This window comes from Aquimarina sp. EL_43, assembly GCF_943422735.1.
Taxonomy (GTDB): Bacteria; Bacteroidota; Bacteroidia; order Flavobacteriales; family Flavobacteriaceae; genus Aquimarina; species Aquimarina megaterium.
This window is the reverse complement of sequence record NZ_CALSBR010000001.1, coordinates 5,856,417-5,870,575: the sequence shown is the minus strand read 5'-3', so window position 1 is coordinate 5,870,575 and position 14,159 is coordinate 5,856,417. Positions and strand designations below refer to the sequence as shown.

The window sequence follows — 14,159 nt, the reverse complement described above, 5'->3', positions numbered from 1 at the left end:
TGACATTTCAAGAGTAAAAATACCAACTGGGTATTTTAAATTTTAAGAGTTGAAAAAGAAGTCACAGATTTGAACAAAATAGGAATCAAATCATGAGAAAAATCACTTTTGTATTTATTATTGTACTAGGATACATAGCAAATGCACAAACAGGAATCATTAAAGGTCTTGTTGTTGATAAACAATCAGAAAGCCCTTTACCCGGAGCTACAATTGAGTTATTAAATGTAGAACAAGCCATTGGGGTGATAACCGATATAGATGGGTATTTTACATTAGAAAATGTACCGCTTGGCCGTCAAATGATACGAGTAAGTTACATTGGGTTCGAATCGATTACGATACCAAATATCGTAGTAACTTCTGGTAAGGATGCAGCAGTTAATGTAGCACTTATAGAGGCTTTTGATCGGTTAGATGAAGTTATTATTACATCAGAAACCGGTAAAGCACAGGCTATAAATAAACTTACCTCTGTTTCGGCCAGACAGTTTGGAGTCGAAGAAGTAACACGTTTTTCGGGAGGAAGGAGTGATGTTGGTCGTTTGGCAGCAAATTTTGCAGGTGTTTCTTCCCCCGATGATAGTAGAAATGATATTGTGATACGAGGTAATTCTCCTGTAGGATTACTATGGCGGGTAGAAGGAGTGCCCATACCAAGCCCTAATCATTATTCTACCCTGGGAACGACAGGTGGGCCAGTTTCTGCTTTAAATCCTAATCTGTTAAAAAACTCAGATTTTATTACCTCGGCTTTCCCTGCAGAATATGGAAATGCAATAGGAGGAGTATTTGATCTTGGATTTAGAAAAGGTAATGTAGATGATTATGAATATACTGGTCAGGTAGGTATTTTTACAGGAGTAGAAGCAATGGCAGAAGGTCCATTAGGGAAAAATAAAGGTTCGTTTTTGGTGGCCGGAAGATATTCATTAGTAAGTCTTCTGGGAATAGGAGCAGGAGGAACATCGGCTACACCAAATTACTATGATGTTTCATTTAATGTAGATTTTGGAAAAAGTAAACTAGGTAACTTTTCATTATTTGGGATTATTGGTTTTTCTGATATTGAATTTCTTGGAGATGATATTGATGAGGATGATCTATTTGCTGCCGAAGATGAAAATTCTAAGGCAGACTCTGGTTTTGGGGTGATTGGTCTTAAGCACCAGATCAATATTGGTTCATCCTCTTTTTTAAGAACAACAGTAGCTGGATCTTTTGCAACTAATGAATTTAAAGCAGACCGCTTTATTGAAAAAAACACTCCGCAAGAACGTATTATAAAATATACTGAAGCCGATAATACAGAATCACGCCTCACGTTCTCTACGCTTTTTAACTCTAAATTGAGTAGTAAAAGTACATTACGAACAGGAGTTTTGGTAGAAAATTTTGGAATAGAATCTATAGAACGAGATCGTACAAAACAACCTGATAATGATGGTGATGGCGATCCTGATCTTTTCACGTTTACAGATATAGACGAAAATCTAAGTATTATTCAACCTTATATTCAGGGGCAGTTTAGGCTTACCGAGAAACTAACGTTAAATGCCGGACTACACGGGCAGTATAGTACACTGAATGAACAATTTGTATTTGAACCTAGAGCAGGGCTTTCTTATAAGATTAATCAGAATCATCGTTTTAGTTTTGGATATGGATTGCATCATCAACCAGTTCCTTTACCATTATTGTTTTTAAATGAGGACGTTAATGGAGAATTGGTACAGACCAACCTGGATCTTGATTTTGTGAGAAGTAATCATTATGTGTTAGGTTATGATGTAAGAATTAGTAAAGGCTGGAGAGGTAAAGTCGAGGTATATTATCAGGATGTTAGTAAGGCCGCGGTAGAACCTTTTTCATCAAGCTATTCTTCTTTGACAGAAGGAGCAGATTTTGGATTCGAAAACGATAGGGTATCACTGGTTAATGAAGGGACAGGTTTTAACCAGGGGATAGAACTGACTTTAGAGAAGTTTTTTAGTGATGGATATTATGGATTGTTAACCACTTCGCTATTCGAAAGTAAATATGAAGGAAGTGATGGTATAGAACGAAATACACCTTTTAATAATGGATATGTAGTAAATCTTCTTGCCGGAAAAGAGTTTACTATTGGTAAGGCCAAGAAAGATGTATTATTTTTTGATACTAAGCTAACCGTATCAGGAGGAAGGTATTTTACCCCTGTTAATTTGGAAGCTTCACAATTGGCAGGTTTTCAGGTGTTAAGAGAAGATTTGGCTTTTAGTGAGCAAAATGATGACTATTTTAGATGGGATGTTAAATTTGGATACAAAATCAATAGCAAATCAAAAAAACGTTCTCACCAGTTTTATGTTGATCTTCAAAATGTAACGAATAATGAGAATATTTTTACTCGTCGTTATAATCGTTTAACTAATCAGGTGGATCAAGTGGATCAAATTGGGTTCTTTCCTGATTTTGGGTATCGCTTTCAATTCTAAAAAATATATTTCTCATTTAGTATGACAACAAGCAGCATAGAAGTTTGTGCTATTCATCATTTAAGGATCATTAGGGATATTTTGAACACCTAATAAACCTGTTTACAAGTATTGTATGTGATTTTTTGTAAAGAGGCTGTCTGAAATATTCTTTTCAGACAAGCCTCTTTTATTTAATCCTTCTTTTTTATCTTTTCAGAAATAAAAACATTGATATCGTTCTCTAATTGCTTTGGAATATTCTCGTCTTCTATCCATGTATGGATATCTCCTAAATATTCCATACCAAGATAATGTGCACTTTCTATAAATGGCATTGTAAAGCCTTTCTTTAATTCTGATCCAGAACCACAACTTATCATTACCATCTTTTTTCCTCTTAACTTTCTTCCGGTTGTCCTTTCGATTTTTATGCAATCCGTTATCCTATCCATAAAAGTTTTCATGATCCCACTCATTGCATACCAGTACACTGGTGTGGCAAAAATAAGAGTGTCATAGTTTTCAACGATCTCTTTTATTGTGGGGAGAAAGTCATCATCTCTATTCTTAAAATCATAATCAAAAGGACCTATGTTTTTGGATTTCAAATCTATTATATCGAATCCGGTTCTTTCTTTTATAAATAATGCTATTTTGTTTGTATTTCCATTACTTTTCGAACTTCCTTGTAGTATTACGCCTCTCATATTCTGGATCTAAAGATTACAGAACAAAGCTATTTTGTTTATAGCACTTATCAAATAAGGGGCAAATTTTACCCTATAGTATTTTATTAATCTAATTTAAAAATAGAAGAAAAACTGATGCTTTGAAGTTGATTATACCATTGTTTTATTACAGTAGGATGATTTTTCAAACTCTCTAAGGTTAATAGAAAGAATAGGTACATTGGGAAACATCGTTTTTAGTGTACTGACTATTTTTTTAGAAAGATCAGCTTTTTGATGATCATTTCTACCTTCCATCAAATTACCAAAAACATGAATAAAATCATCTTTGGTATTTCCTACAGTATAGTATTTAAAAGGGTTGATTCTTACTTTAATGTCTCCTACGGTAAAAAGCCCGGTAGCATCGGCTGCATTGTATACAGCTTGTATGATTTCTTCAGGAGATTTTAATTGAATGATGTGTTCGGAGCAATCTAATATGAAATGCGGCATGTACTATTTTATTTTGGGTTTGATTTTTGTTTCCTATACACGTATGGAAATTTAATTATTTTGAAAATACGCTTCGACCTGTGCGATCTTCTCTTCTTTTTCTTTGTCGGATAACCAGCTTGCTTTGAAGCTGTTTTTAACTAATTCTGTAATTTGCTTTTTAGAAAGATTTAATGCTTGAGCAATGCCTATATAATTCTCGTTCATATATCCTCCAAAATAGGCTGGGTCATCAGAATTAATGGTTACTAATAAACCTTTATCCATCATTTCTGGTAAAGGATATTTTTTTAAATCGTTAATCACTTTCAATTCAAGATTAGACAAAGGACATAATGTTAGTGGTATTTGTAAACTTGCCAGTTGTTTTACTAATCGATCATCTTCTAAACATCGGTTGCCATGATCAATACGAGTTACTTTTAATAGATTAATAGCTTCCCAGATATATTCTGCAGGCCCTTCTTCTCCTGCATGAGCTACTGTTATAAAACCTTCCTCTTTTGCTTTAGCAAAAACACGTTCGAATTTTGAAGGTGGATTTCCTACTTCAGAAGAATCCAGACCAACTCCACTAATCCATTTTTTGTAAGGCAAAGCTTGTTGTAATGTTTCAAAAGCCGAAGCCTCATCTAGATGCCGTAAAAAGGATAGAATCAATTTGTAGGTAATCCCCAGTTTTTCTCTGCCATCCTCTAATGCACGATAAATTCCTTTAATAACGGTGTCAAATAAAATACCTCTGTCGGTATGGGTTTGAGGATCAAAAAAAATCTCTGTATGCACAAGATTTTGTGTATGGACTTTGGTAAGATACGCCCAAGTGAGGTCATAAAAATCCTGTTCTTCGATCAGTACATTGGCACCAGCATAATAGATATCAAGAAATTCTTGAAGATTATTAAAACTATAAGCTCTTTTTAACTCATCGACTGTAGAGTATTTGATTTCTTTATTGTTTCTTTTTGCAATTTTAAACATCAACTCAGGTTCGAATGTTCCTTCGATATGTAGATGAAGTTCTACTTTAGGTATACCTTCAATAAATTTTTCAATTGAAATATTACTCATAATGGTCTTATGTTTTTTTAATAGCATGATCATCTCAAGATCTACACTATAATTATATCGCAAAAATTACACTTTTTGATCCTGTATCTTATTTTGCAACATTTTGATCTCGTCTCGCAATCGTGCTGCAGTCATAAAATCTAATTCTTTAGCGGCTTTTTCCATTTCCTTACGAACATTACGGATTCGTGTCTCTAATTGTTCTTTGGTGTAGTAGGCTGTTTCTTCTTCAGCAGCTTTTAGGGTAGGAGCATTTTCAAAAGTATAAGGTTCTACTTTTTTACCAGCTAAGGCATTATCCAGGGATTTTTTAATCGCGGTTGGTGTAATGCCATGTTTAGTATTGTAAGCTATTTGTTTTTGCCGTCGGTATTCTGTATCATCAATGGTTTTTTGCATGCTATCTGTAATTTTATCAGCATACATAATTGCTTTTCCGTTTACATGCCTTGCTGCTCTACCAACAGTTTGTATCAAGGAACGCTTATTTCTTAAAAAACCTTCCTTGTCGGCATCTAGAATAGCTACCAATGATACTTCAGGAAGATCTAACCCTTCTCGCAATAAGTTTACTCCTATCAATACATCAAAAATACCTTTTCGCAGATCTTGCATAATTTCTACCCGTTCTAATGTGTCTACATCGCTATGGATGTATCTACAGCGAATATCGATTCTGGTTAGATATTTTGTTAATTCTTCTGCCATTCTTTTGGTTAGTGTAGTAACGAGGATACGCTCGTCTAAATCAATTCGTTTTTGCATCTCTTCGATGAGGTCATCGATTTGATTTAAGCTAGGGCGAACTTCTATTACAGGGTCTAGTAACCCTGTTGGTCTAATGATTTGTTCTACATAGGTTCCTTCACTTTTTTGTAATTCATAATCTGCTGGTGTAGCACTGATATACATAACTTGATTTTGGATTGCCTCAAGTTCTTCAAACTTTAAAGGTCTATTATCCATTGCGGCAGGAAGTCTGAAGCCATATTCTACCAGGTTTTCTTTCCTAGAGCGATCACCACCATACATGGCATGAGTCTGGGGTATCGTAACATGACTTTCGTCAATAATCATTAAATAATCATCGGGGAAATAATCGAGTAGGCAAAATGGTCTTGTGCCTGGATTTCTACCATCGAGATAACGAGAGTAGTTTTCGATACCAGAACAATAACCAAGTTCTTTGATCATTTCCAGATCAAAATTAGTGCGTTCTTCTAGTCGTTTAGCTTCTAGTGGTTTTCCAATTTCTTTAAAGTATTCTACCTGTTTTCCTAAATCAAGCGCAATTTGATCAATTGCATTATGTAATACTTCAGGAGAAGTTACAAACATATTGGCTGGATAAATGTTCAATTGATCGTATTTCTCAACAACCGTATTGGTTTGTACATCAAAAGATTCTATCTCTTCAATTTCATCTCCAAAAAAATGAACTCTAAATGCATCATCAGCATAACTTGGAAAAATATCAACAGTATCTCCTTTTATTCTAAAATTTCCATGTTTAAACTCAGCTTCGGTTCTCGAATATAAACTTTGTACCAAACGGTGCAATAGAGCTGTCCTGGATACAAACTGTCCTGATTGTATCGAAATCACATTTTTCTTAAACTCTGCAGGATTACCAATACCATATAGGCAAGATACAGAAGCGACAACCAAAACATCTCTTCTTCCAGATAAGAGCGAAGAAGTAGCGCTTAAACGTAGCTTTTCAATCTCATCATTGATTGATAAATCTTTTTCGATATAGGTTCCCGAAGTAGGAATATAAGCTTCTGGCTGATAGTAATCATAGTATGAAACAAAATATTCTATAGCATTCTTAGGGAAAAATTGTTTAAACTCAGAAAAAAGCTGGGCGGCCAATGTTTTGTTATGCGCCAATATTAAAGTTGGTCGCTGTACTTGTTGGATTACATTAGCAGCAGTAAAAGTCTTTCCTGATCCCGTTACGCCTAAAAGCGTTTGATATTTTTCGTTAGATTCAATACCTTCAACCAATTGTCGTATTGCTTCTGGTTGATCTCCAGTGGGTTTGAATTCAGATTCCAATTCGAACTTCATGTATCTTTTCTTTTTCACAATAAAGATACCAAATCTACCTATAGAATTAACGAATAAGAGAGAAACTTCCGGTAAGAATTCTGCCATCCTCTAATTCTACACGAAACCAATATTCGCTAGAGGGCATTAGTTGCCCGTTAAAGGTCCCATCCCATCCGGGAGTACCTGCTCTTAGCTGCTTGATTAGTTTTCCGTATCGATTAAATATAAAAATTAGAGAATTACCCATAATCTGGTTTGATATCCCTTCTACGTTCCAGGTTTCATGAAAACCATCTCCATTTGGAGTGAAATATTTTGGAAATCCAACCACCGAAATATCCTGAGAGGTTACAGGAACACATCCGTTTTTGTCTCTTACATACACTCTGTGAAAACCTGGAGGTACATTGGTAAAAGTGGGATCATCCTGATATGCACTCAAAACCCCATTTATCTCTATTGCATATTCATAACTACCCAAACCTTCTGCATTAATGGTAACGGTATTATTATCTCTTGCATCATTGATATCGATAGATTGTATAGTTGCTACGCTGGATGCAATTACAGTTACTGTTCTGGATTTAGAACATCCTGTAAGTGTACTGGTAACTTGTGTTGTATATGTTCCTGGCTGGTTCACAAAAATGGTTTGAGTAGTTTCATTAGTAGACCAGAGAAAAGTGAAATCACCAGCATTACTACCAGATAATAAACCTGCATCTATTTCAATGTTTGCTTGGTTTTGGCATAAGAAATATTGTGCTTCAGGTTCAATATTAGGTAAAGGATTAAGAAATAATTGTACTTGATTGATACCAAAACATTGATTGAGGTTTTCTACTCTAGCAAATACTATATCTTGCCCTTGTGTTAATGAAGTGGTATTAGTTGTTGTTGTTATAGGGTTAGATTCACTTAAAGCATCTGCTATAGTTTGATAATACATAACTGTTAAATTAGGTGTTGCTATGCCAAGCAATATTTGTGGATTAGCCAGTGAAAGATCAAATTCACGAAACCCATCTTCTGTACCGTCATCATCACATAATCTTAAAATTGCATCATTTGCAGATGTAACACTTACTTCTAAGTCTAAAGTTGAAATCCTAAAACATCCATTAAGATCATCTGTAACACGAACGAATAATTGCTGATTTATCGAAGTATTTTGATATGTGGTTGTATTTGTAATAGCCGGAGTATTTGCATTTGCAGATGCAATATCTTCAAAGAATAATACAGTTCTATTTGTTGTACTTCCCGTAATCTGATTACTAGCTTCATTAAGATTAAAAAGAGTGATGCCATCTGTTGGATCCATGAATTCATCACATTGTATTAAAGAAATGGCATTTGCTACAGGCAAGGGGTTTACTTCTAAATTAAATTGAACAATACTAATAGTATTTATACATGGTTGTGTTGCGGCATATTGTGCTCTAACAAAAATCGTCTGAGGATTCACAGTATTTGTAAAAGGAGCGTTTTTATCTATAATACCAATTCCAGTATTTGCATCAGTCAGAGATGAATGATATGTTATGATATTGATAGCAGGGTCTAGTCCGTTAAGAATTTCATTGTCTTTATCTCTAAGTAAAAAAGAAACAAATCCATTTGTATCATTGCCATCATTGGCATTATCACATACCGTGAATGGGGAAGGAGTAGTTATTTGTGGTCCAGGAATGGTTATCAATGTGAATGTATCAGTGATAAAACAACCAGTAATTGTATTTTCAATACGTACATGTATGGTTTCATTATTTTGAGTACTTAGATAAGGGCTGGCTAAGGGCAAGTTATTAATACTGGCATCTTCTTCGGTATTATGATATGAGATTGCTGTATTGGTCTGTGTTCCTAATATAGCAGCTGTATTACTATTTAAATCAAAATTTGTTCTTCCGTCACCAGAGTTTCCTATGACATCACATTCTGTAAGATCAAGATTTGCCGTAGTGCCTGCAGTATTAACAGGGCTATCTGGAAGTATTGCTGTACCTGTAAATGTAAGGTCAAAACCTCCATTCTGAGAAAAATTATCAATTAAAATAAAATACTCTTCTCCGGCTACGGCATCTATGGCACGTACAAACCCATTTCCAAGATTTCCGGGGCCTTCGCTCAGATCCGTTTCAGTGCTATTGAGCCCTGTTAAGGTAGAGACTCCAGCTGCTGGAGGATTGGTAGAGGAGCATCGAATAGAACTACCTAAAGTAGAGCATGTAACATTAGGTCCGTAAACTGCAAAATCATAATCTTCGGCAGTGCTTGAGGATTCTGGTGTTATGGTGAATGCTAGCGTTCCTGATTGAACAATATTAACTCGTAACCATAAACTTTGACTTTCTGTAAAAGAACAAGCAGGAGCATTGTTACCAGGTAATGCAAAATCGTTGATGCCTACACCGTTAGAGTTTAATTCTAGATTAGTATCTCCACAAACAATAATAGAATTAACACAATCGGTAGGTTCGTTTTGTGAATAACCGATAAAAAATACAGAAGTAAGAAGTAAAGTTAAAAGTAATTTTTTTTTCATTTGGGGTATTTATATTGTCGGTCAAGATACTAATAAATAGAAAGCTAGTTTAATATTCTCTATAAACTCTATGGTAAACATAGTTAACGAATAAGAGAGAAACTTCCGGTAAGAATTCTACCATCCTCTAATTCTACACGAAACCAATATTCACTAGAGGGCATTAGTTGCCCGTTAAAGGTCCCATCCCATCCGGGAGTACCTGCTCTTAGCTGCTTGATTAGTTTTCCGTATCGATTAAATATAAAAATTAGAGAATTACCCATAATCTGGTTTGATATTCCTTCTACGTTCCAGGTTTCATGAAAACCATCTCCATTTGGAGTGAAATATTTTGGAAATCCAACTACCGAAATATCCTGAGAGGTTACAGGAACACATCCGTTTTTGTCTCTTACATATACCCTGTGAAAACCTGGAGGTACATTGGTAAAAGTGGAATCATCCTGATATGCACTCAAAACTCCATTTATTTCTATTGCATATTCATAATTACCCAGGCCTTCTGTATTAATAGTAACAGTATTATTATCCCTTGCATCATTGATATCAATAGACCGTATAGTTGCTACACTGGATGCAATTACAGTTACTGTTCTGGATTTAGAACACCCGGTTTGCTGGCTTGTAATTTCTACGGTATAATCTCCGGGTTGATTTGCTAAAATTGTTTCTGTAGACTCATTTGTTGACCATAAGATTGTAAAATCATTGAGATTACCATTAGTAGGGAGGCCAGCATCGATTTCGATATTTGTTTCGTTTTGACATAAGAAATACTCAGAATCAGGTTCGATATTGGGTAACGGGACTACAAATAAACGTACACTGCTTATTCCAAAACATTCCCCTCCATTTTCTTCAGCTTTTGCATAAACAATATCATCACCTTGAGTGTTTTGTGTACGATTGGTAGTGGTTGTAATAGGGTTTCTGTTTAATAATGCATCTTCTGTATTTTCATAATATGTAATCGTTAATCCAGGGTTGGTAATTCCTGATAATACCTGTTGATTTGCTTCAGTTAGATCAAAAACAGTAAACCCATCTTCGGTACCATCATCATCGCAAACTCGTAACTCGGCATCGTTTACATCGGTAGAACTCACCTCTAAAGTAACAGTTGTAATGTCAAAACAATTTGTATTGTTGGTATTAATTACCCGCGCATATACTTGTTGATTATTTTGAGTATTTTGAAAAGCATTTTCATTACTGATTCTTGGTGTTCCTGCCTGTGCAGAAGGTTGATCTATAAAGAATTGGGTTGTGTATTGATTATTTCCACCAGTAAGCTGATCGTTTGCAAGATGTAAATCAAACAGGGTAATATTATCTCCAATAGTTTGATACGCATCACACTGTACTAGTGTAGAAGCAATAGCAGTCGGGACTTCGAAAAAAGTGGCATTAGCAACGCCAATGAGAGGGCAGCTACCATCATTAAGATCAACTTCTAATCTGTAGTTGGCTGTTATTGTAATATCTAAAAAATGAACAGCATTTGCAATCTGATTGTTATCTACAAACCAGGTATAGCTGGCACCTGGGATATTTTGATAAGACAATCGGTATGTACCTCCCTCACATAAAGCAAGATTAACGTTATTAGGATCTCCATTATTAATGATATCAATATTTTGTGCAAAAATAGATTGAATAAAGGGAGGAAGTCCAAGAAGAGCACTTCTAGAACCATCTGTATTAACAAGTACCCCTTGCTCGTTATAAATTATATTGGCTGCTGCTGCTTCGGGGTTTTGGATAACTCCAAGATAATCGCCTATTTGGGTGTTGAAATCATATAATGTTCGATAAATCTTACCATCTGGACCGAGTTGTATAGCTCCTGCACCAAAAGAAAAAGTGCTTTGATTATTTTGGTTAAGAATCCTTGTTCCGCTTGCTGCAATTTGATTATCCGGCAATGAGAGATCATATTGCATTAAAAAACTTTGTCCGTTTCCTTCGTCACCAATATCGAAAGTAGCGTATAGTCTTTGTCCGGTTTGAGAAAACTCTATTCCATAGGGAGAATTGCTATTGCTTAACTCGACCTCATTACTAATAGCTCCGGTGGTATTATCAAAATTGTAAAGTAAAACTTTTCCTGGCCCATTACCTGCCGTAACAGTTGCAAAACCAAAATGTGCTACAGCTATTTTATCACCATCTGGTGAAGCTTTAATATACCCTAAAGCATTACGCCGATACCCAGAAAGAGGAACAGTAACTCCAATGCGAGAAGTAACCGGTGTAGTATTAACTCCTGTTTGACCAACTTTAAAAGCATAGAATGTATCTACAAAATGTGTAATTACCCAAAATGAATCACAATCATCACTTTTTACAGCTGTAATTTTTTCTGAACATTTGTATCGACTCTCTAAGCCATTTGAAGTATTGTAAGTAATTAAAGGTATGTTTTTTTGGCCTGTAACTACAGCTCCATTTCCTCCATTCAAAGACATATCTACAATAGAATACATAAATCCATCGTTTACCCCATCTCCATCAAAAGTAGTAGGGTCATTATCAGCATTGTCATGATGAGGCTCATCTACAGTAAAAACGATGTACAGATTTGGAGAGTTTGGTTGAGGAACAATTAGTGCAGAAGAAGTACTGGAGGGATCACCTTTTAACCCTGTACCATTTTGCATAATAGAATGCGATCGATCCCAAACGGTAATGCCATCGGTATAAAATAATAAATTTCCTGTTGCATCAGATATTGTAGTACACCCTTCAAGTGTATTCACTCTACCATTAGTAAGTGCAGTAGGAGGAGTTGTATTGAAACTTATACCTGCATTCTGACCAAAATACCAACTATTAGCTTCTCCCTGACTATACAGCAATGAATAGTGAAAGAATAAAGCAAAAAAAACTACATAGATGTATCGCATAGTTGAGCTCTGAAGCCCAAATATATTACAAATCTCTCTTTTTAAGCAAGTAATAAGATAGATATATAAAAACAACTGTCCAAACCAATACGATTAAGATTTCATACCAATGTACAGTATAATCTCTTTGAAAAGTTTCTCCTAATTGACTTGCAGCCGATTGAATAAAATTTAACCGTGTAAAAGGTTCATTAATCAAAGTTGCCATAGATTCTAAAGGGAAAAACTGTACGATGTTATCTGCGATTTCGGTCCCTCTAAATAGCCTAAACTTTAGCAATGCATATATAATATTTTCTACAACCCACCAGATAAATAGAAACCCAAGGGCGAAGGCAGAACGCTTTACAAAAATCCCAAGGAACATACAAAAAGCAAAAAAACCAATTAGTTTTATGAAATACGCCAGAACATATTCTAGATCAGAGAATATAATAGAAAACTCATTATAATCAGAGAAGCTTAATCCCAAAATCATAGATACTACGAATAAAAATAGGGTAGAGATCAGGGCAAAGACACCAACGGTTAGAAACTTAGAACTAATGAATTCTTTTTTACTTAGTCCGTCGATTAGATTTTGTTTTAAGGTCCGATGACTGTATTCATTGGCCATCATAGAAACAATAACAATAGCCAAAAATAGCTTGGACCACGCAGCGATATACGTATTAAAATGCCATATATATGGAAAATTGAAAATCCCCTGATCGGCTATTCTAAATTTTACACCAGCAAAATTAAATTCTATCGAGGCGATTAAAGCGATAAAGGTTATTAATATAAAGTAGGTTATCGTAATTACCTTTGCGGCTTTGTTATATTTTAGTTTTTGAAATTCTATATTTAGTAGTCGTAACATGGCTTTAGTTTAAATTGTTGGTTAATTGTAAGAATTGTTCTTCGAGACTTTCTTTTCGTTTCACAAGGTGTGTAAGAACTATTCCTTCTTTAAATAGTTGCCTGTTAAGACTTTCTGCATCCAGCTCGTGTGCCAAAAATGCAATTATTTTACCGTCTTCTTCTTTGAAATTTTTAAAATCATTATGCTTAGATAACCACTCTGTTAATGCAGATTTTTGATCGCTCTTCAGTTCGAAAAATCCATAACTAGCATTCATTTCATCTACAGGTCCAGAATATAGTTTTACGCCCTTTCTTATAATCACTACATGGCTACAAACTTTTTCTACTTCATCGAGTAGATGAGATGCCAAAAGAATAGTAGTTCCTTTAGAGGCAATTTTTTTGATGATTTCACGAATTTGATGTATCCCTTGTGGATCTAATCCATTAGTAGGTTCATCAAGGATTAATATTTCGGGATCATTTAGCAGGGCAGAAGCAATAGCTAATCGCTGTTTCATTCCCAGAGAGAACGTTCTAAACTTACTGTCTTTTCTATCTAATAACCCTACAACTTCAAGTTTTTCGTCAATTTTATTGCTGTCCACCCCTTTAATTTGGCATACCAATTTAAGGTTTTGGGCCGCAGTCATATATGGGTAAAAGTTTGGGCGTTCTATAATTGCTCCAACTTTTTTTAGTGCATCATGAGTTGATGTATTACCATCAAACCAGATAAACTCACCAGAGGTACTGTTAACAACATTAAGTACGATACCCAAAGTAGTAGATTTACCACTTCCGTTTGGACCAAGAATGCCATACACATTTCCCTTCTTTATAGTAAAAGAGAGGTCTTTGACAGCCGTTAGTGCTCCAAACTTTTTGGTGAGATTGTTTAAGGTGAGGATATTTTCCAATTGTAATTGTTTTTGGTGGTTATATAAAACAAGACGACAAGTATAGGGTTTTGTTACAAGAAAGTTGATAGTTGTTGATTGTAAGTGTATGTTTTTTTGATGTAGATAGTTATTTGTTGAATGTAAGTGTATGTTTTTTTGATGTAGATAGTTATTTGTTGATTGTA

Annotated in this window: 9 protein-coding genes; 1 reads left to right on the top strand and 8 read right to left on the bottom strand. The window is 35.0% G+C overall.

Annotated features, from left to right (window positions below; genetic code table 11):
* Nucleotides 1-92 precede the first annotated feature (92 nt).
* Nucleotides 93-2,477, top strand: coding sequence for a TonB-dependent receptor (locus tag NNL09_RS25005; protein WP_025668087.1), 2,385 nt, complete (start codon nt 93-95; stop codon nt 2,475-2,477).
* A 173-nt stretch (nt 2,478-2,650) separates the two neighbouring features.
* Here the strand turns inward: NNL09_RS25005 and NNL09_RS25000 are convergent, their stop codons facing one another.
* From NNL09_RS25000 to NNL09_RS24965, 8 genes are all read right to left on the bottom strand, one after another.
* Nucleotides 2,651-3,166 carry a flavodoxin family protein gene (locus tag NNL09_RS25000; protein WP_196911206.1) on the bottom strand — a complete coding sequence of 172 codons (516 nt, stop codon included), beginning with the start codon at nt 3,164-3,166 and terminating at the stop codon, nt 2,651-2,653.
* A 132-nt stretch (nt 3,167-3,298) separates the two neighbouring features.
* A complete protein-coding gene (locus NNL09_RS24995) occupies nt 3,299-3,643 on the bottom strand; it encodes a 5-carboxymethyl-2-hydroxymuconate Delta-isomerase (protein ID WP_025668089.1) in 345 nt (114 codons plus the stop codon).
* 51 nt (nt 3,644-3,694) lie between these two features.
* Nucleotides 3,695-4,714, bottom strand: coding sequence for an adenosine deaminase (locus NNL09_RS24990; protein ID WP_196911205.1), 1,020 nt, complete (start codon nt 4,712-4,714; stop codon nt 3,695-3,697).
* Nucleotides 4,715-4,780: 66 nt separating this feature from the next.
* Nucleotides 4,781-6,787, bottom strand: a complete 2,007-nt coding sequence (gene uvrB, locus NNL09_RS24985) for an excinuclease ABC subunit UvrB (RefSeq protein ID WP_025668091.1) — start codon at nt 6,785-6,787, stop codon at nt 4,781-4,783.
* Between the two features lie 46 nt (nt 6,788-6,833).
* A complete protein-coding gene (locus NNL09_RS24980; protein ID WP_196911204.1) occupies nt 6,834-9,317 on the bottom strand; it encodes a T9SS type B sorting domain-containing protein in 2,484 nt (827 codons plus the stop codon).
* An 83-nt stretch (nt 9,318-9,400) separates the two neighbouring features.
* Entirely contained in the window at nt 9,401-12,226 is a 2,826-nt protein-coding gene (locus NNL09_RS24975) for a T9SS type B sorting domain-containing protein (protein WP_196911203.1), read from the bottom strand.
* A 25-nt stretch (nt 12,227-12,251) separates the two neighbouring features.
* Nucleotides 12,252-13,088: an ABC transporter permease gene (locus tag NNL09_RS24970; protein ID WP_025667241.1), complete on the bottom strand. Its 837-nt coding sequence runs from the start codon at nt 13,086-13,088 to the stop codon at nt 12,252-12,254.
* A 4-nt stretch (nt 13,089-13,092) separates the two neighbouring features.
* Nucleotides 13,093-13,992, bottom strand: a complete 900-nt coding sequence (locus tag NNL09_RS24965; RefSeq protein ID WP_025667242.1) for an ABC transporter ATP-binding protein — start codon at nt 13,990-13,992, stop codon at nt 13,093-13,095.
* Between the last annotated feature and the right edge of the window lie 167 nt (nt 13,993-14,159).